General features: G+C 69.3%; 18 protein-coding genes. 3 read left to right on the top strand and 15 right to left on the bottom strand.

Annotated elements, in window-relative coordinates:
• Positions 1-4: 4 nt before the first annotated feature.
• From nuoL to LN251_RS16710, 12 genes are read right to left on the bottom strand one after another with little or no spacing between them, the layout of a single operon-like run.
• Positions 5-1,951 (bottom strand): NADH-quinone oxidoreductase subunit L, encoded by a 1,947-nt coding sequence (nuoL, locus tag LN251_RS16765; protein WP_458245128.1) that lies wholly within the window; start codon positions 1,949-1,951, stop codon positions 5-7.
• A gap of 16 nt (positions 1,952-1,967) precedes the next feature.
• Positions 1,968-2,267 carry an NADH-quinone oxidoreductase subunit NuoK gene (nuoK, locus tag LN251_RS16760; protein WP_071384283.1) on the bottom strand — a complete coding sequence of 100 codons (300 nt, stop codon included), beginning with the start codon at positions 2,265-2,267 and terminating at the stop codon, positions 1,968-1,970.
• Positions 2,264-3,103, bottom strand: a complete 840-nt coding sequence (locus LN251_RS16755; RefSeq protein ID WP_458245127.1) for an NADH-quinone oxidoreductase subunit J — start codon at positions 3,101-3,103, stop codon at positions 2,264-2,266. Before LN251_RS16755 ends, nuoK begins: the two co-directional genes overlap by 4 nt.
• Positions 3,100-3,741 carry an NADH-quinone oxidoreductase subunit NuoI gene (nuoI, locus tag LN251_RS16750; protein ID WP_142154528.1) on the bottom strand — a complete coding sequence of 214 codons (642 nt, stop codon included), beginning with the start codon at positions 3,739-3,741 and terminating at the stop codon, positions 3,100-3,102. Before nuoI ends, LN251_RS16755 begins: the two co-directional genes overlap by 4 nt.
• Positions 3,734-5,098 (bottom strand): NADH-quinone oxidoreductase subunit NuoH, encoded by a 1,365-nt coding sequence (gene nuoH, locus LN251_RS16745; protein ID WP_458245126.1) that lies wholly within the window; start codon positions 5,096-5,098, stop codon positions 3,734-3,736. Before nuoH ends, nuoI begins: the two co-directional genes overlap by 8 nt.
• Positions 5,095-7,599 carry an NADH-quinone oxidoreductase subunit G gene (locus LN251_RS16740; RefSeq protein ID WP_458245125.1) on the bottom strand — a complete coding sequence of 835 codons (2,505 nt, stop codon included), beginning with the start codon at positions 7,597-7,599 and terminating at the stop codon, positions 5,095-5,097. The genes nuoH and LN251_RS16740 overlap by 4 nt, the downstream gene beginning before the upstream one ends.
• Positions 7,596-8,942, bottom strand: a complete 1,347-nt coding sequence (gene nuoF, locus LN251_RS16735) for an NADH-quinone oxidoreductase subunit NuoF (RefSeq protein WP_458245124.1) — start codon at positions 8,940-8,942, stop codon at positions 7,596-7,598. The genes LN251_RS16740 and nuoF overlap by 4 nt, the downstream gene beginning before the upstream one ends.
• Positions 8,942-9,814: an NADH-quinone oxidoreductase subunit NuoE gene (nuoE, locus tag LN251_RS16730; RefSeq protein WP_458245123.1), complete on the bottom strand. Its 873-nt coding sequence runs from the start codon at positions 9,812-9,814 to the stop codon at positions 8,942-8,944. The genes nuoF and nuoE overlap by 1 nt, the downstream gene beginning before the upstream one ends.
• A complete protein-coding gene (locus tag LN251_RS16725) occupies positions 9,811-11,133 on the bottom strand; it encodes an NADH-quinone oxidoreductase subunit D (RefSeq protein WP_458245122.1) in 1,323 nt (440 codons plus the stop codon). The genes nuoE and LN251_RS16725 overlap by 4 nt, the downstream gene beginning before the upstream one ends.
• On the bottom strand, positions 11,130-11,864 hold the full coding sequence (locus tag LN251_RS16720; RefSeq protein WP_458245121.1) for an NADH-quinone oxidoreductase subunit C: 735 nt from the start codon (positions 11,862-11,864) through the stop codon (positions 11,130-11,132). The genes LN251_RS16725 and LN251_RS16720 overlap by 4 nt, the downstream gene beginning before the upstream one ends.
• Positions 11,861-12,415 (bottom strand): NuoB/complex I 20 kDa subunit family protein, encoded by a 555-nt coding sequence (locus LN251_RS16715; protein WP_058923874.1) that lies wholly within the window; start codon positions 12,413-12,415, stop codon positions 11,861-11,863. Before LN251_RS16715 ends, LN251_RS16720 begins: the two co-directional genes overlap by 4 nt.
• Positions 12,416-12,430: 15 nt before the next feature.
• Complete coding sequence (locus LN251_RS16710; RefSeq protein WP_003992243.1) at positions 12,431-12,790, bottom strand: NADH-quinone oxidoreductase subunit A; 360 nt, start codon at positions 12,788-12,790, stop codon at positions 12,431-12,433.
• A gap of 764 nt (positions 12,791-13,554) precedes the next feature.
• Between LN251_RS16710 and LN251_RS16705 the strand changes: the two genes are divergently transcribed.
• Positions 13,555-14,355 (top strand): C40 family peptidase, encoded by an 801-nt coding sequence (locus tag LN251_RS16705; RefSeq protein WP_058923875.1) that lies wholly within the window; start codon positions 13,555-13,557, stop codon positions 14,353-14,355.
• Between the two features lie 210 nt (positions 14,356-14,565).
• Here the strand turns inward: LN251_RS16705 and LN251_RS16700 are convergent, their stop codons facing one another.
• Positions 14,566-15,900: a geranylgeranyl reductase family protein gene (locus tag LN251_RS16700; RefSeq protein WP_458245120.1), complete on the bottom strand. Its 1,335-nt coding sequence runs from the start codon at positions 15,898-15,900 to the stop codon at positions 14,566-14,568.
• A 47-nt stretch (positions 15,901-15,947) separates the two neighbouring features.
• Between LN251_RS16700 and LN251_RS16695 the strand changes: the two genes are divergently transcribed.
• Both LN251_RS16695 and LN251_RS16690 read left to right on the top strand, forming a co-directional pair.
• Positions 15,948-16,460, top strand: coding sequence for a GNAT family N-acetyltransferase (locus tag LN251_RS16695; RefSeq protein ID WP_458245119.1), 513 nt, complete (start codon positions 15,948-15,950; stop codon positions 16,458-16,460).
• 96 nt (positions 16,461-16,556) lie between these two features.
• Positions 16,557-16,895, top strand: coding sequence for a PASTA domain-containing protein (locus LN251_RS16690; protein WP_458245118.1), 339 nt, complete (start codon positions 16,557-16,559; stop codon positions 16,893-16,895).
• Here the strand turns inward: LN251_RS16690 and LN251_RS16685 are convergent.
• Both LN251_RS16685 and LN251_RS16680 read right to left on the bottom strand, forming a co-directional pair.
• Positions 16,882-17,577 carry a demethylmenaquinone methyltransferase gene (locus LN251_RS16685; protein ID WP_058928248.1) on the bottom strand — a complete coding sequence of 232 codons (696 nt, stop codon included), beginning with the start codon at positions 17,575-17,577 and terminating at the stop codon, positions 16,882-16,884. The genes LN251_RS16690 and LN251_RS16685 overlap by 14 nt on opposite strands.
• A 90-nt stretch (positions 17,578-17,667) precedes the next feature.
• On the bottom strand, positions 17,668-18,114 hold the full coding sequence (locus LN251_RS16680; RefSeq protein WP_458245117.1) for an imidazolonepropionase-like domain-containing protein: 447 nt from the start codon (positions 18,112-18,114) through the stop codon (positions 17,668-17,670).
• Between the last annotated feature and the right edge of the window lie 3 nt (positions 18,115-18,117).

Raw genomic sequence — 18,117 nt, 5'->3', positions numbered from 1 at the left:
GGTATCAGACCGCCCTCATCAGCAGGGTCGCGGCGACGAGGACCGCCGCACCGCCGAACATCGAGACCGCGTAGGAGCGCGCGAAGCCGTTCTGCAGCTTGCGCATCCGTCCGGACAGGCCCCCGACCGAGGCGGCCGTGCCGTTGACGACACCGTCGACCAGGGTGTGGTCGACGTACACCAGGGAGCGCGTGAGGTGTTCGCCGCCGCGGACCAGGACGACGTGGTTGAAGTCGTCCTGCAGCAGGTCGCGCCGGGCGGCCCGGGTGAGCAGCGAACCGCGCGGGGCGACGGACGGCACCGGGCGGCGGCCGTACATGGCGTACGCGATGCCGACGCCGATGACCAGGCAGACCATCGTCGCGCCGGTGACGGTCGCCGCGCTGAGCGGGGAGTCGCCCTCACTGTGCCCGGTGACCGGCTCCAGCCAGTGCAGGAAGCGGTCGCCGAGGTTGAAGAAGAAGCCGGCGAAGACCGAGCCGAAAGCCAGCACGATCATGGGGATCGTCATGACCTTCGGGGACTCGTGCGGGTGCGGCTCGGCGTGCTCGCCCCGGTGCTCGGCGGCGGGCTCCGCGCTCGGTGCCTCCGGGGAGCGGGTCGGCTGGTTCTTCCAGCGCTCCTCGCCGAAGAAGGTCATCAGCATCACGCGGGTCATGTAGAACGCGGTGATGGCCGCGCCCACCAGGGCGCACGCGCCGAGGATCCAGCCCTCGGTGCCGCCCTTGGCGAAGGCCGCCTCGATGATCTTGTCCTTGGAGAAGAAGCCGGACAGGCCCGGGAAGCCGATGATCGCGAGGTAGCCGAGGCCGAAGGTGATGAAGGTGACCGGCATGTACTTCCGCAGGCCGCCGTACTTGCGCATGTCGACCTCGTCGTTCATGCCGTGCATGACCGAGCCGGCACCGAGGAAGAGCCCGGCCTTGAAGAAGCCGTGCGTCACCAGGTGCATGATCGCGAAGACGTAGCCGATGGGGCCGAGACCGGCGGCGAGGACCATGTAGCCGATCTGCGACATGGTCGAGCCGGCCAGCGCCTTCTTGATGTCGTCCTTGGCGCAACCGACGATCGCACCGAACAGGAGCGTGACCGCGCCGACCACGGTGACCACGAGCTGGGCGTCCGGCGCTGCGTTGAAGATCGCTCCGGAGCGGACGATCAGGTAGACGCCCGCGGTCACCATCGTCGCGGCGTGGATGAGGGCCGAGACCGGGGTCGGGCCCTCCATCGCGTCCCCGAGCCAGGACTGCAGCGGCACCTGGGCGGACTTGCCGCAGGCGGCGAGCAGGAGCATCAGGGCGATGGCGGTGAGCTTGCCCTGGGAGGCGTCGGTCGCGTGGCCGAGGACCGGGCCGAAGGCGAAGGTCCCGAACGTCGCGAACATCAGCATGATCGCGATGGACAGGCCCATGTCGCCGACGCGGTTGACCAGGAAGGCCTTCTTCGCCGCCGTCGCCGCGCTGGGCTTGTGCTGCCAGAAGCCGATCAGCAGGTAGGACGCCAGACCGACGCCCTCCCAGCCGACGTACAGCAGAAGGTAGTTGTCGGCGAGGACCAGCAGCAGCATCGCCGCGAGGAACAGGTTCAGATAGCCGAAGAAGCGGCGGCGGCGCTCGTCGTGCTCCATGTACCCGACCGAGTACAGGTGGATCAGCGAGCCGACGCCGGTGATCAGCAGGACGAACGTCATCGACAGCTGGTCCAGGCGGAAGGTGACGTCCGCCTGGAAGCTCTCGACCGGGATCCACGTCCACAGGTGCTGGATCAGCGTGCGGTGTTCGGCGTTCTTGCCGAGCAGGTCGGCGAAGAGGATCACACCGAACACGAAGGAGGCGGTCGACATCAGGGTGCCGATCCAGTGGCCGACGGCATCGAGCCGCCGGCCGCCGCACAGCAGTACGGCCGCTCCGAGCAGTGGCGCCGCCACCAGCAGCGCAATCAGGTTCTCCACGATTCTTTCCGACCCCTCAGAGCTTCATCAGGCTGGCGTCGTCGACCGAGGCCGAGTGGCGGGTGCGGAACAGGGACACGATGATCGCGAGTCCGACCACGACCTCCGCGGCGGCGACGACCATCGTGAAGAACGCGATGATCTGGCCGTCGAGGTTGCCGTGCATCCGGGAGAAGGTGACGAACGCGAGGTTGCAGGCGTTCAGCATCAGCTCGATGCACATGAAGACGACGATCGCGTTGCGCCTGATCAGCACGCCGGTGGCGCCGATCGTGAACAACAGGGCCGAGAGATAGAGGTAGTTGACCGGGTTCACTTCGACGCCTCCTCCCGCTTGAAGGTGGCCGGTTCGATCTCGGTGCGCTCCAGGCGTTCCTCGGCGCGCTGTTCCAGCGCTTTGAGGTCGTTGAGCGCCTGGGCCGACACGTCGCGGATCTGGCCGCGGTCGCGCAGCGTCTTGCTGACCGTGAGCTCCGAGGGGGTGCCGTCGGGCAGCAGGCCCGCGATGTCGACCGCGTTGTGCCGGGCGTACACGCCGGGCGCCGGCAGCGGCGGCACGTGCTTGCCCTCGCGCACGCGCTGCTCGGACAGCTCGCGCTGGGTCTTGGCGCGCTCGGTGCGCTCGCGGTGGGTGAGCACCATCGCGCCGACGGCGGCCGTGATCAGCAGCGCGCCGGTGATCTCGAAGGCGAAGACGTACTTGGTGAAGATGAGGGCCGCGAGGCCCTCCACATTGCCGTTGGCGTTCGCCTGGCCGGTGCCGTTGAACTCCTTCAGGGAGGCGTTGCCGATCCCGGCGAACAGCAGGACCCCGAAGCCGATACCGCAGAGAAGGGCCAGCCAGCGCTGCCCCTTGATGGTCTCCTTCAGCGAGTCCGCGGCCGTCACGCCGACGAGCATCACCACGAAGAGGAACAGCATCATGATCGCGCCGGTGTAGACGACGATCTGCACGATGCCCAGGAAGTAGGCGCCGTTGGCGAGGTAGAAGATCGCCAGGACGATCATGGTGCCGGCGAGGGACAGCGCGCTGTGCACGGACTTCTTCATGAAGACGGTGGACAGGGCGCCGATCACCGCGACGGTGCCGAGGACCCAGAACTGGAAGGCCTCTCCGGTGGAGGTGGAGTAGGCGGCGAGTTGCGCGCTCATCGGCCGATCACCTTCTCCGACGCGGGCTCTTCCTCACCGAAGGTCGAGGCGGCCTCCTGGACGACCTCGCCCTTGGAGACGGCGGTCTGTTGGACCGTGCCGGGTGCGGCCTCGGTGACCAGGCCCCGGTAGTAGTCCTGTTCGTCCGTCCCCGGGTAGATCGCGTGCGGGGAGTCGACCATGCCCTCTTCCAGACCGGCGAGCAGCTGCTCCTTGGTGTAGATGAGGTTGGCGCGGCTGGAGTCGGCCAGCTCGAACTCGTTGGTCATCGTGAGCGCCCGCGTGGGGCACGCCTCGATGCACAGGCCGCACAGGATGCAGCGGGCGTAGTTGATCTGGTAGACGCGGCCGTACCGCTCGCCCGGCGAGTAGCGCTCCTCGTCGGTGTTGTCGGCGCCCTCCACGTAGATGGCGTCGGCGGGGCAGGCCCAGGCGCACAGCTCGCAGCCGACGCACTTCTCCAGGCCGTCCGGATGGCGGTTGAGCTGGTGCCGTCCGTGGAAACGGGGAGCGGTGGTCTTCTGCTGCTCCGGGTACTGCTCGGTCAGCCGCTTCTTGAACATGGCCTTGAAGGTCACGCCGAAGCCGGCGACGGGGTTCATGAAACCGGGCTTGGTCTCCTTGGGCTCCTCAGCCATCGGACGCCTCCTTTCCATCCGAAGATCCGTCACTGGCAGTATCCGGTCCGCCACTGACAATCAGCTCCCGCTCTCGGCGCGAGCTGCGCCTCGGCACCGGCGGGAGTTCCTGTCCGGGCAGCGGCGGTACGGGGAATCCGCCCGCCATCGGGTCGAACCCGGTCGGCTGCGCGGCCTCCTGCCCGCTCGCCTTGGCCTTCTCGCGGAACATGTCGGCGACGAAGGACAGCAGGAGCAGGGCGAGGACGGCGCCGCCGATGTAGAGGGCGATGTCGGCGAAGTCGTAGTTCTCGTTCTTCAGCGCCCGCACCGTCGCGACCAGCATCAGCCAGACCACGGAGACGGGGATGAGGACCTTCCAGCCGAGCTTCATCAGCTGGTCGTAGCGGACCCGCGGGAGCGTGCCGCGCAGCCAGATGAAGAAGAACAGCAGCAGCTGCACCTTGATCGTGAACCAGAGGAGCGGCCACCAGCCGTGGTTGGCGCCCTCCCAGAAGGTGCTGATCGGCCAGGGGGCGCGCCAGCCGCCGAGGAAGAGCGTGGTCGACACGGCCGAGACCGTCACCATGTTGACGTACTCGGCGAGCATGAACATCGCGAACTTGATCGACGAGTACTCGGTGTTGAAGCCGCCGACCAGGTCGCCCTCGGACTCCGGCATGTCGAAGGGGGCGCGGTTGGTCTCGCCCACCATGGTGACGATGTAGAGGATGAAGGAGACCGGCAGCAGCAGGATGTACCAGCGGTCGTGCTGCTGCGCGACGATCGTCGACGTCGACATCGACCCGGAGTAGAGGAACACCGAGGCGAACGCGGCGCCCATGGCGATCTCGTACGAGATCATCTGCGCGCAGGAGCGCAGACCGCCCAGGAGCGGGTAGGTCGAGCCGGAGCTCCAGCCCGCCAGCACGATGCCGTAGATGCCGACCGAGGCGACCGCGAGGATGAAGAGCATCGCGATCGGCAGGTCGGTCAGCTGCATCGCGGTCCGCGTGCCGAAGATCGAGACCTCGTCGTCGGCGGGCCCGAAGGGGATCACCGCGATCGCCATGAAGGCCGGGATGGCCGCGACGATCGGCGCGAGGACGTACACCACCTTGTCGGCGCGCTTGACGATGAGGTCTTCCTTGAGCATCAGCTTCACACCGTCGGCGAGCGACTGGAGCATGCCCCAGGGGCCGTGCCGGTTGGGTCCGATGCGCAGCTGCATCCAGGCGACGACCTTGCGCTCCCAGACGATGGAGAACAGCACGGTCACCATCAGGAAGGCGAAGCAGAAGACCGCCTTGACGACGACGAGCCACCAGGGGTCGGTGCCGAACATCGAGAGGTCTTCGGCGGCGATGTACGGGCTCATCCCTCCACCTCCTTCGGGGCCTCGCCGACGGTCGTCGCCGGGCCGATGCGGACGAGGTCGCCGGGCAGCGCCCCGGTGTCGGAGGCGACTCCCCCGCCGACGGAGTTCAGCGGGAGCCAGACCACCCGGTCGGGCATCTCGGTGGTCTGCAGCGGGAGTTCGACCGTTCCGGAGGGGCCGGTCACGGCGAGGACGTCGCCGTCCTTGACGCCCGCCTCGGCGGCCGTCGCGGCCGACAAGCGCGCGTGGGCGGCGTGCCGGGTGCCGGCGAGCGCCTCGTCGCCCTCTTGCAGGACACCCTGGTCGAGCAGGAGGCGATGTCCGGCGAGTACGGCCTCTCCGGCCGCGGGCCGGGGCAACTGGGCCCCGATCCCGAGGGGTTCGGAGGCGCGCGGTCCGTCCCAGGGGCCGAGCCGGTCGATCTCGGAGCGCACGGTGCGCAGGTCGGGCAGACCCAGGTGCACGTCCATGGCGTCGGCCAGCATCTGCAGCACGCGCGCGTCGCTCGGCGCGAGGCGGCGCGTCATCTGCTCGGGCTTGAGCGCGGCGTCGAAGGAGCGCACCCTGCCCTCCCAGTTGAGGAAGGTTCCGGCCTTCTCGGCGACCGCGGCGACCGGCAGGACGACGCTGGCGTGCTCGCTGACCTCACTGGGCCGCAGCTCCAGCGACACCACGAACCCGGCCTCGCGAAGTGCTTCACGCGCGCGTGCCGGGTCGGGCAGGTCGGCGATCTCGACGCCCGCGACCACCAGGGCCTGGAGTTCGCCGCTCGCCGCGGCCTCCACGATCTGGCCGGTGTCGCGGCCGTAGCGGTGCGGGAGTTCCGCGACCCCCCACATGGCGGCGACCTCTTCACGCGCGCGCGGGTCGGTCGCCGGACGCCCGCCCGGCAGCAGGGACGGCAGCGCGCCGGCCTCCACGGCCGCGCGTTCCCCGGCCCGCCGCGGGATCCAGACCAGCTGGGCCCCGGTGGCGGCGGAGGCCCGTACGGCGGCGGTCAGACCGCCCGCCACGGCGGCGCACCGCTCGCCGACGACGATCACGGCGCCCTCGGCGCGCAGCGCCTCGGCGGCCTTCGCGCCGTCGTCCTCCAGGCCGACCCCGCTCGCGAGCGCGTCCAGCCACTCGGTCTCGGTGCCGGGGGCGGCCGGCAGCAGCGTGCCGCCCGCCTTCTCCAGGCCGCGCGTCGCGTGCGTGGCCAGCGCGAACACCTTCTGGCCGTGCTTGCGCCAGGCCTTGCGCAGCCTCAGGAAGACGCCGGGCGCCTCCTCCTCGGCCTCGAAGCCGACCAGCAGGACGGCGGGCGCCTTCTCCAGAGAGGTGTACGTGACCCCCGTGCCGTCGAGGTCCCGTCCCCGGCCGGCGACCCGCGCCGCCAGGAAGTCGGCCTCCTCGCCGCTGTGCACGCGCGCGCGGAAGTCGACGTCGTTGGTGTCGAGCGCCACGCGCGCGAACTTGCTGTACGCGTAGGCGTCCTCGACGGTGAGCCGGCCGCCGGTCAGGACGCCGGTGCGGCCGCGCGAGGCGAGCAGGCCCTGCGCGGCGATCTGCAGCGCTTCCGGCCAGGAGGCCGGTTCGAGGTCACCCTCGGCGTTGCGCACCAGCGGGGTGGTGAGCCGGTCGCGCTGCTGTGCGTAGCGGAACGCGAAGCGGCCCTTGTCGCAGATCCACTCCTGGTTGACCTCGGGGTCGTTGGCGGCCAGGCGCCGCATGACCTTGCCGCGCCGGTGGTCGGTGCGGGTCGCGCAGCCGCCGGAGCAGTGCTCGCACACGCTCGGCGAGGAGACCAGGTCGAAGGGGCGGGAGCGGAATCGGTACGCCGCCGAGGTGAGCGCGCCCACCGGGCAGATCTGGATGGTGTTGCCGGAGAAGTACGACTCGAAGGGGTCGCCCTCGCCGGTGCCGACCTGCTGCAGCGCGCCCCGCTCCAGCAGCTCGATCATCGGGTCGCCGGCGATCTGGTTGGAGAAGCGGGTGCAGCGCGCGCACAGCACGCACCGCTCGCGGTCGAGCAGGACCTGCGTGGAGATCGGGACCGGCTTCTCGTACGTCCGCTTCTTGCCGTCGAAGCGGGAGTCGGCCTGGCCGTGCGACATGGCCTGGTTCTGCAGCGGGCACTCGCCGCCCTTGTCGCAGACCGGGCAGTCCAGCGGGTGGTTGATGAGGAGGAACTCCATCACCCCGTGCTGGGACTTCTCGGCGACCGGCGAGGTGAGCTGTGTCTTGACGACCATGCCGTCCGTGCACGTGATGGTGCAGGACGCCATCGGCTTGCGCTGGCCCTCGACCTCGACGATGCACTGCCGGCAGGCACCGACCGGGTCGAGGAGGGGGTGGTCGCAGAAGCGGGGGATCTCGATGCCGAGCTGCTCGGCGGCCCGGATGACCAGGGTGCCCTTGGGCACGCTGATCTCGGCGCCGTCGATGGTCAGCGTGACGAGGTCCTCCGGCGGGACCGCCGCCTCTCCCCCTCCCGCGGGAGCGTTGGTGGTCACGGTCATGCGTTCACCTCCGGGCGGTCGGCCCAGGCCGTCGACTTCGCCGGGTCGAAGGGGCAGCCCCGGCCGGTGATGTGCTGCTCGTACTCCTCGCGGAAGTACTTCAGCGAGGAGAAGATCGGCGAGGCGGCGCCGTCGCCGAGGGCGCAGAAAGCCTTGCCGTTGATGTTGTCGGCGATGTCGTTGAGCTTGTCGAGGTCGGCCATGGCGCCCTTGCCGGCCTCGATGTCACGCAGCAACTGCACGAGCCAGTAGGTGCCTTCGCGGCACGGTGTGCACTTGCCGCAGGACTCGTGGGCGTAGAACTCGGTCCAGCGGGTGACGGCGCGGACGACGCAGGTGGTCTCGTCGAAGCACTGCAGGGCCTTGGTGCCGAGCATGGAACCGGCGGCGCCGACGCCCTCGTAGTCGAGGGGTACGTCGAGGTGCTCGTCGGTGAACATCGGTGTCGAGGAGCCGCCCGGTGTCCAGAACTTCAGCCGGTGGCCCGGCCGCATGCCGCCGCTCATCTCCAGCAGCTGGCGCAGCGTGATGCCGAGCGGGGCCTCGTACTGGCCGGGGCTCGTGACATGGCCGCTGAGCGAGTACAGCGTGAAGCCGGGGGACTTCTCGCTGCCCATCGACCGGAACCATTCCTTGCCCCGATGCAGGATCGCGGGAACCGACGCGATGGATTCGACGTTGTTCACCACAGTCGGGCACGCGTAGAGGCCCGCCACGGCGGGGAAGGGGGGACGGAGCCGCGGTTGACCCCGGCGGCCTTCGAGCGAGTCGAGCAGCGCTGTCTCCTCACCGCAGATGTACGCGCCGGCGCCGGCGTGCACGGTGAGTTCCAGGTTCAGCCCGCTGCCCAGGATGTTCTCGCCGAGGTAGCCCGCCGCGTAGGCCTCGCGCACGGCCTCGTGCAACCGTCGCAGAACGGGGACGACTTCACCCCGCAGATAGATGAAGGCATGCGAGGACCTGATGGCGTAGCACGCGATGACGATGCCCTCGATGAGGCTGTGCGGGTTCGCGAAGAGGAGCGGGATGTCCTTGCAGGTCCCCGGCTCCGACTCATCGGCGTTGACGACTAGATAGTGCGGCTTTCCATCACCCTGGGGAATGAACTGCCATTTCATTCCCGTCGGGAATCCCGCGCCGCCTCGGCCGCGCAGACCGGATTCCTTGACGTACGCGATCAGGTCGTCCGGCGACATCGCCAGCGCCTTGCGCAGACCCTCGTACCCCTCGTGCCTCTTGTAGACGTCGAGCGACCAGGACCTGTCCTCGTCCCAGAAGGCCGACAGAACGGGTGCGAGCAGCTTCTCCGGGCCGGTGTCCTTCAGTTCGGGTGCCAAGGTCATCACTCCCCCTCCTCGGCTGCGGGCCCTGCCGGGTGGGCGGGGTCGGAGGCCGACGTGTCCTGCGGCGCGTCGTGCGAGCTGAGGTGCTCGGTCGGCGACGGCTCGTGCACTTCCCTGTTCTGCGGCTCGTCGTGCGGGCCGCCGTCCCGCGGATGGACCACGCGCGCGGGTGCGGTCTCCCCCTTGGCCAGGCGGAGGCCCACCAGCGACGCCGCTCCCGCGCTGCCGCCCGCCTCGACGGCCCCGGGGCGCTCGTCGGGGAAGCCGGCCAGGATCCGCGCGGTCTCCTTGAAGGTGCACAGGCGCGCCCCGCGCGTGGGCTCGACGTCCCGTCCCGCGCGCAGGTCGTCGACGAGGCGCTTGGCGCTGGCCGGGGTCTGGTTGTCGAAGAACTCCCAGTTGACCATCACCACCGGCGCGAAGTCGCAGGCCGCGTTGCACTCGATGTGCTCCAGGGTGACCTTGCCGTCGCCGGTGGTCTCGCCGTTGCCGACGCCGAGGTGCTCCTGGAGCTCCTCGAAGATCGCGTCGCCGCCCATCACCGCGCACAGCGTGTTGGTGCAGACGCCGACCTGGTAGTCGCCGCTCGGCTTGCGCCGGTACATCGTGTAGAAGGTCGCGACGGCGGTGACCTCGGCCGTGGTCAGCTCCAGCACGTCCGCGCAGAACTGCATCCCGGTGCGCGTGACATGGCCCTCCTCCGACTGCACGAGGTGCAGCAGTGGCAGCAGGGCCGAGCGGGAGTCGGGGTAGCGGGCGATGATCTCGCGCGCGTCCCTCTCCAGCCGTTCACGGACGTCGTCCGGGTAGGCGGGCGCGGGCAGTTGGGGCATGCCCAGGCTGACGCCCTGCTCCGAAGAACTGGTGGTCACCGGTCGACGCCTCCCATCACGGGGTCGATGGACGCGACGGCGACGATGACGTCGGCGACCTGGCCGCCCTCGCACATCGCCGCCATGGCCTGCAGGTTGGTGAAGGACGGGTCGCGGAAGTGGACCCGGTAGGGGCGGGTGCCGCCGTCGGAGACGGCGTGCACGCCGAGTTCGCCCTTGGGCGATTCGACGGCCGCGTACGCCTGGCCCGGCGGGACGCGGAAGCCCTCGGTGACCAGCTTGAAGTGGTGGATCAGGGCCTCCATGGAGGTGCCCATGATCTTCTTGATGTGGTCGAGGGAGTTGCCGAGCCCGTCCGGGCCCAGAGCGAGCTGGGCGGGCCAGGCGATCTTCTTGTCGGCGACCATGACCGGGCCGGGCTGCAGCCGGTCCAGGCACTGCTCGACGATGCCCAGCGACTGGCGCATCTCCTCCAGGCGGATCAGGAAGCGCCCGTAGGAGTCGCAGGTGTCGGCGGTCGGGATCTCGAAGTCGTAGGTCTCGTAGTCGCAGTAGGGCTGGGTCTTGCGCAGGTCGTGCGGCAGGCCGGTGGAGCGCAGGATCGGTCCCGTCGCGCCGAGGGCCATGCAGCCGGCCAGGTCCAGATAGCCGACGTCCTGCATACGGGCCTTGAAGATGGGGTTCCCGGTGGCGAGCTTGTCGTACTCCGGGAGGTTCTTCTTCATCTTCTTCACGAACTCGCGGATGTGGTCCACCGCGCCGGGCGGCAGGTCCTGGGCGAGTCCGCCGGGCCGGATGTACGCGTGGTTCATGCGCAGGCCCGTGATGAGCTCGTAGATGTCGAGAATCATTTCACGATCACGGAATCCGTAGATCATGATCGTGGTGGCGCCGAGTTCCATGCCGCCGGTGGCGATGCACACCAGGTGGGAGGAGAGGCGGTTCAGCTCCATCAGGAGCACCCGGATGATCTTGGCGCGCTCGCTGATCTGGTCCTCGATGCCGAGGAGCTTCTCGACGGCGAGGCAGTAGGCGGTCTCGTTGAAGAAGGACGTCAGGTAGTCCATGCGCGTCACGAACGTGGTGCCCTGCGTCCACGTGCGGAACTCGAGGTTCTTCTCGATGCCGGTGTGGAGGTAGCCGATGCCGCAGCGGGCCTCGGTGACCGTCTCGCCCTCGATCTCCAGGATCAGGCGCAGCACTCCGTGGGTGGAGGGGTGCTGGGGACCCATGTTGACGACGATGCGCTCGTCGTCGGCGCGGGCCGCGGACTGGACGACCTCGTCCCAGTCGCCTCCGGTGACCGTGTAGACGGTGCCTTCGGTGGTCTCGCGCGGAGAGGCTTGCGAAGTGCTCACGAGTACGACCTCCGCTGGTCCGGAGCCGGGATCTGGGCGCCCTTGTACTCGACGGGGATGCCGCCGAGGGGGTAGTCCTTGCGCTGCGGATGGCCCTGCCAGTCGTCCGGCATCATGATCCGCGTCAGGGCCGGGTGACCCTCGAAGACGATTCCGAAGAAGTCGTAGGTCTCGCGCTCGTGCCAGTCGTTGGTCGGGTACACCGGCACCAGCGACGGGATCTTCGGGTCGGTGTCCGGAGCGCTGACCTCCAGGCGGATCAGCCTGTTGTGGGTGATCGAGCGCAGGTGGTAGACCGCGTGCAGCTCGCGGCCCTTGTCGTGCGGGTAGTGCACGCCGCTGACGCCGGTGCAGAGCTCGAAGCGCAGGGCCGGGTCGTCGCGCAGGGTGCGGGCGACGCGCAGCAGGTGCTCGCGCTCGATGTGGAAGGTGAGCTCGTCGCGGTCGACGACCGTCTTCTCGATGGCGTTGTCGGGCAGCAGGCCCTGTTCCTCCAGGGCGCCCTCCAGCTCGTCGGCGACCTCGTCGAACCAGCCGCCGTAGGGGCGTGCTGCCGCCCCCGGGAGCCGGATCGAGCGGACCAGGCCGCCGTAGCCGGAGGTGTCCCCGCCGTTGTTCGCCCCGAACATGCCGCGCTGGACGCGGATCTCCTCGCCGCCCTCGCCGCGCTGGCCGGGGAGGTTGGAGGCGCCGAGGTCCTTCTCGGGGTTCACGCCGTTCGCGTCGCTCACCGCAGCAGCCCCTTCATCTCGATCGTGGGCAGGGCCTTGAGCGCCGCCTCCTCCGCCTCGCGGGCCGCCTCCTTGGCGTTCACGCCGAGCTTGGAGGTCTGGATCTTGTGGTGGAGCTTGAGAATGGCGTCCATCAGCATCTCGGGCCGTGGCGGGCAGCCCGGGAGATAGATGTCGACCGGGACGATGTGGTCGACGCCCTGCACGATCGCGTAGTTGTTGAACATGCCGCCCGAGGAGGCGCAGACCCCCATGGAGATCACCCACTTGGGGTTCGGCATCTGGTCGTAGACCTGCCTGAGCACCGGCGCCATCTTCTGGCTGACCCGGCCGGCGACGATCATCAGGTCCGCCTGGCGGGGTGAGCCGCGGAAGACCTCCATGCCGAAGCGCGCCAGGTCGTAACGGCCGGCGCCGGTGGTCATCATCTCGATGGCGCAGCAGGCCAGGCCGAAGGTCGCCGGGAAGACGGACGCCTTGCGCACCCAGCCGGCGGCCTGCTCGACGGTGGTCAGCAGGAAGCCGCTCGGCAGTTTTTCTTCGAGTCCCATGTCGTTAAAGGCCCCTCAGTCCCATTCCAGACCGCCGCGCCGCCATACGTACGCGTAGGCCACGAAGACGGTGAGCACGAAGAGCAGCATCTCCACGAGCCCGAAGATCCCCAGGGCGTCGAAGGTGACGGCCCAGGGGTAGAGGAAGACGATCTCGATGTCGAAGACGATGAAGAGCATCGCCGTCAGGTAGTACTTGATGGGGAAACGCCCGCCGCCGGCCGGCGTGGGGGTCGGCTCGATACCGCACTCGTAGGCCTCGAGCTTGGCCCGGTTGTAGCGCTTCGGACCGATCAGCGTGGCCATGACCACGGAGAAGATCGCAAAGCCTGCCCCGAGGGCTCCCAGTACGAGGATGGGCGCATACGCGTTCACCGCTCCTCGCTCCTCTCAGTCGGCACTGACTGCTGGCGATGGTGGACTCACACCGGCCTCCTACGCCCCTCTAACCTCCGTTCGTCCCAACGAAGATCGAGAACATGTGAAGCAGGTCACAAGCCCAACTGCCTCGCATCTTATGCCTGCCGCTCTGTGATCTGCGACACGGGGTATTGCTCAACCTTTGTGATCTCCACCACCTGACGAAGGATCATGAAGTCGGATGAGCGGTGATCTTCGTACGCGAAGCGCCAGAGTGATCACCAGAGGTGACATTTTCGCTCGTCGGCGCAGTTCGGAGGGGGCGTCTCCATATCAAGAGAGTTCCGCTGCATGCAAATTGGTGCTGGACCGACCGCCTTGATAGAGGGACGGATTCACACATCGGGGTGAGACCGGGGCGTGATGTGAACGCGTGCATCCGTTCACGAGCGAGTCCGCCCCGCGATCCCGGCGCAATCCCTTCGTGATCTACGCGCGTGACGCACACACTGCCGTGACCGTTGCGTGACCTCCGCCACATCCATGAGAGGCGCCTGAGAACCGGGCTTGGCCAACTGTCCCAACCGATGGTAGGCCGGGGGCAATTCGGGCGTAATGGCGAAAGAACGTGATCAAGGGCCTGATGGGTCGCGTCCGCAATGTCCGTTACGGCGTCAATAAGGAAACTGGAGCGGGGAATTTGGGGGGCCGATTGAGCAACTGTGGCGCACCACACGTTTCTTGAAGGTATGGAGGAGCCCCTGATACCGGTTGTTCTCATGTCCCACACCGCTCACATACGCAGCCACCGGAAGCCCCGCCGCAGCGCGACGACGAACCTCGCCGTGCGTGCCGGTGTTGCCGGTGGCGTTCTCAGCATGGCGGCGGCGGGTGCGGCCTCGGCGAACGCGGCCGAGACCACGCAGACCCTGCAACTGCCCACCCTGACGGCCGACCTGGCCGCTCAGGTCGCCCAGTCCGCGGACGCCACGCAGCAGGCGGCCGCGAACTACGAGCTGCAGGCCGAGCGTGACGCGGCCGCCGCGAAGGCCGCGAAGCAGGCCAAGGCGGACCTCGCCGAGGCGAAGAAGAAGGCCGAGGCCAAGAAGAAGGCCGAGGAGGCCCGTAAGGCCGCCGCGGAGCGCGCCGCGTCCCGCAGCACCGAGCGGACCACCCTGTCCGCCTCCGTGGGCTCCAGCGCCTCCACGAGCTCGTCGACGGCCACCGGTTCGGCCGCGGCGGTCATCGCCTTCGTGAAGGCGCAGATCGGCGACGCGTACGTCTCCGGCGGCACCGGGCCCAACTCGTGGGACTGCTCCGGCCTCATGCAGACCGCCTTCAAGCAGGTCGGCATCAGCCTGCCGCGCGTCTCGCAGGACCAGTCGACCGCCGGAACCCAGGTATCGCTGAGCAACCTGCAGCCGGGCGACATCCTGTACTGGGGCAGCGCGGGCAGCGCGTACCACGTGGCGCTGTACGTCGGTGACGGCATGTTCGTCGGCGCGCAGAACCCCTCGACCGGCGTGGTCGAGAAGCCGCTCTCCTACGACCCGCCGACCGGCGCGGTGCGGGTGCTCTGACACCGGGCACATCAGGACACACACGACACGGGAAAGGGCCGCTGCCGCTCGGGGGGCAGCGGCTCTTTGCCGTACCCTCGGCCGGATTCGACCCCACTGCCCGAATTGTTCCCGCGCGGCGAGGGATTGACGGCACGTCGCGCACACGTCGGCGGCCCGGCGGGACGGAGTGTCCGTCCCGCCGGGCCGCCGACGTGGGAGCCCGGGAGGCTACGCCTTCGGCGCCACCTTGCTCAGGCCGTTGATGATGCGGTCCATCGCGTCGCCGCCCGTGGGGTCGGTGAGGTTGGCGAGCATCTTCAGGGTGAACTTCATCAGCAGCGGGTGGGTGAGGCCGCGCTGCGCCGCGATCTTCATGACCTTCGGGTTGCCGATGAGCTTCACGAAGGCGCGACCCAGCGTGTAGTAGCCGCCGTAGGTGTCCTTCAGCACGCGCGGGTAGCGCTGCAGGGCGAGTTCGCGGCTCGCGGGGGTCGGGCGGGCGTGGGCCTGGACGATGACGTCGGCGGCGATCTGACCGGACTCCATGGCGTAGGCGATGCCCTCGCCGTTGAAGGGGTTCACCAGACCGCCGGCGTCGCCGACCAGCAGCAGACCGCGCGTGTAGTGGGGCTGGCGGTTGAAGGCCATGGGCAGGGCGGCGCCGCGGATGGGGCCGGTCATGTGCTCCGGCGTGTAGCCCCAGTCCTCCGGCATCGAGGCGCACCAGGCCTTCAGCACCTCGCGCCAGTCGAGCTCCTTGAAGGAGTCGGAGGTGTTGAGGACGCCGAGGCCGACGTTCGAGGTGCCGTCGCCCATGCCGAAGATCCAGCCGTAGCCGGGGAGCAGCCGGTCCTCGGCGCCCCGGCGGTCCCACAGTTCCAGCCAGGACTCCAGGTAGTCGTCCTCGTGGCGGGGGCTCTCGAAGTACGTCCGGACGGCGACGCCCATCGGGCGGTCCTCCCGGCGGTGCAGGCCCATGGCGAGGGACAGCCGGGTCGAGTTGCCGTCGGCCGCCACGACCAGCGGCGCGTGAAAGGTGACCTCGCGCTTCTCCTCGCCGAGCTTGGCGTGCACGCCGGTGATGCGCCCGGTGCGGTCGTCGACGATCGGGGCGCCGACGTTGCAGCGCTCGTACAGCCGCGCGCCCGCCTTCTGGGCCTGCCGGGCGAGTTGCTCGTCGAAGTCGTCGCGCTTGCGGACGAGGCCGTAGTCCGGGAAGGAGGCGAGATCCGGCCAGTCCAGCTGGAGGCGGACGCCGCCGCCGATGATGCGCAGGCCCTTGTTGCGCAGCCAGCCGGCCTCCTCGGAGACGTCGATGCCCATGGCCACGAGCTGTTTCACCGCGCGCGGGGTGAGGCCGTCGCCGCAGACCTTCTCGCGCGGGAACTCGGTCTTCTCCAGCAGGAGTACGTCGAGGCCGGCCTTGGCGAGGTGGTACGCGGTCGTGGAGCCGGCTGGCCCCGCGCCGACCACGATCACATCGGCGGTGTTTTCGGAGAGGGGCTCGGTCACGGCGGGATCTCCCCAAGGTTCGGAATCTGCGTGCCGACCGGCACTGGACATGGGCAGTCTATTCAGCAGCATTGATCACCCGGCTGAAGGGCTGCCCCGTGAACCGAGCTCTCCCTGTAGTAAGGCTGCGTGTCCCCACCGACGAGGACGCGATCGCCTGGCACCGGGCCTTCGACGACCCGGAGGTCATGGAGTTCCACGGCGGCGCGTCCGCGGAGCTGTCGGTCTACGAGGAGCTCACCGCACGCCAACGCCGGCACGACGCCGAGCTCGGTTTCTGCCTGTGGACCATGACCGACGAGTCCGGACGGGTCGCCGGCTTCACCGGCGCCCAGCCGTGGCCCCGGGAGTGGGGCCCGAAGGGCGAGATCGAGATCGGCTGGCGGCTCGGGCGCGCGTACTGGGGCAAGGGGTATGCGACAGCGGCCGCGCAGCTGACCCTGGACCGGCTGCGGGCGGCCGGGGTGCCGAGCGTGGTGGCACTGGTCAGGCCCGGGAACGAGCGCTCCGTCGCGGTCACCAGGCGCCTGGGCATGGCACTGGAGCGGACCTTCCCGCATCCGCGGCTCGACGAGAACGTGCTCTGCTTCCGGCTCGACCTCAAGCCGTAGTCACGCACAGTAACCGACTGCTACAGAAAGCCACGTGGAACTTCCGGACGACACCCCCGGGCGGTTACCCTGCCAGTACCGCTGGGGGTGACATCTGTGCACATAACGCCCAAGACACCCGAAGTAAGAGTTCCGAGGCTGGTCGGACTGATGGCCATGGACGCGCGCGAGGCGGCACGGTCCCGGGGCCTGTTCCTGAACTCCCCCGACCGGCCCGATCTCCATCTGGCCGTCGTCGACTACGTCGTACGCCAGTACCCGCAGCCCGGCGCCGAGGTGCCGCGTGACTCGATGGTCTACGTGTGGTTCGACTTCGGCGAGGGAGAGGGCGGCGGGGGCGTGCGCGAGCCCCGCGTCCCCCGGCCCCCCACGGGCGGACTGCAGCGCGAGCTGGACCGGCCGGGCGACCCGTACGCCGTCGTCAGCTCTGCTTGAAGCCGCGGTGCAGGGCGACGACCCCGCCCGTGAGGTTGCGCCAGGCCACCTTCGACCAGCCCGCCTTCTTCAGGTGCTCGGCGAGGGCCGGCTGGTCGGGCCAGGCGCGGATGGACTCGGCGAGGTAGACGTAGGCGTCGGGGTTGGAGGAGACGGCGCGGGCGACCGGCGGCAGGGCGCGCATCAGGTACTCGGTGTAGACCGTGCGGAAGGGCGCCCAGGTCGGATGCGAGAACTCGCAGATCACCACCCGCCCGCCGGGCCGGGTCACCCGGTACATCTCGCGCAGCGCCCCGTCGAAGTCCTGGACGTTGCGCAGCCCGAAGGAGATGGTCACGGCGTCGAAGGTGTCGTCCTTGAACGGCAGCCGTGTCGCGTCGCCCGCGGTCAGCGGCAGCCAGGGGTGCTTCTTCTTGCCGACCTGGAGCATGCCGAGCGAGAAGTCGCACGGGACGACGTACGCGCCCGTGCGCGCGAACGGCAGCGACGAGGTGGCCGTGCCGGCGGCCAGGTCCAGGATCTTCTGCGCGGGCCGGGCGTCGACCGCCCTGGCCACCTCCTTGCGCCACACCCGGTCCTGGCCGAGCGACAGCACGTCGTTGGTCAGGTCGTACCGTTCCGCCACGTCGTCGAACATCGAGGCGACTTCGTGCGGCTGCTTGTTCAGGGAAGCGCGGGTCACGCCCGCCATTCTTGCAGTACGGCGTCCCCCGGACCGCTCAGGGGAGGAGCCTCGGCCGCTTCCTCGCACGCGATGTGCCCCGGACCGCGGCTAGCGGCGCCTGTGCACGAGGCGCCCGGCGCACACCGTCGCGATGCAGGCGCCCGTCTCGTCGAAGACCGCGACGTCGGCGCGGCCCGACTCGACGAGCGCGCGCGGCCGGGCCCCGGGCAGGACGAGGACGTCGTTCCGCTCGGCCGCCGCCCGGAGCTCGGGCGAGTCGACGTACTCCTCGACGATCGCGACCGCGCCCAGTTTGAGCACCGCGTGGACGCGTTCGCGCGGCGAGGGGGCGTCCGGCAGGGGGCCGTCGTGGACGCGCCCGGGCCCGAGCACTCCGGGCCACTTGCGCACCCGCGCCCCCGGGAACCGCACCTCGAGCTGCGCCAACGGGCCCACCGCGGCGACCCGGTCGCCCTCGACCACCACGGCACCGTCTTGGACCGGCTCGGCGTCCCAGCCGGACCGGACCTCCGGAGCGATGTGAATCGTCAGCACGGG

It is taken from the genome of Streptomyces sp. MAI_2237 (assembly GCF_054189285.1).
This window is presented reverse-complemented; position numbering and strand designations above follow the sequence as displayed.

Bases quoted from the DNA above. Each gene is read 5' to 3' on its own strand.
- LN251_RS16705 (WP_058923875.1), top strand. From the start codon at position 13,555: ATGTCCCACACCGCTCACATACGCAGCCACCGGAAGCCCCGCCGCAGC.
- LN251_RS16715 (WP_058923874.1), bottom strand. From the start codon at position 12,415: ATGGGACTCGAAGAAAAACTGCCGAGCGGCTTCCTGCTGACCACCGTC.
- LN251_RS16755 (WP_458245127.1), bottom strand. From the start codon at position 3,103: ATGAGCGCGCAACTCGCCGCCTACTCCACCTCCACCGGAGAGGCCTTC.
- LN251_RS16700 (WP_458245120.1), bottom strand. From the start codon at position 15,900: ATGTCCAGTGCCGGTCGGCACGCAGATTCCGAACCTTGGGGAGATCCC.
- nuoH (WP_458245126.1), bottom strand. From the start codon at position 5,098: ATGAGCCCGTACATCGCCGCCGAAGACCTCTCGATGTTCGGCACCGAC.
- nuoF (WP_458245124.1), bottom strand. From the start codon at position 8,942: ATGACCTTGGCACCCGAACTGAAGGACACCGGCCCGGAGAAGCTGCTC.
- nuoI (WP_142154528.1), bottom strand. From the start codon at position 3,741: ATGGCTGAGGAGCCCAAGGAGACCAAGCCCGGTTTCATGAACCCCGTC.
- LN251_RS16740 (WP_458245125.1), bottom strand. From the start codon at position 7,599: ATGACCGTGACCACCAACGCTCCCGCGGGAGGGGGAGAGGCGGCGGTC.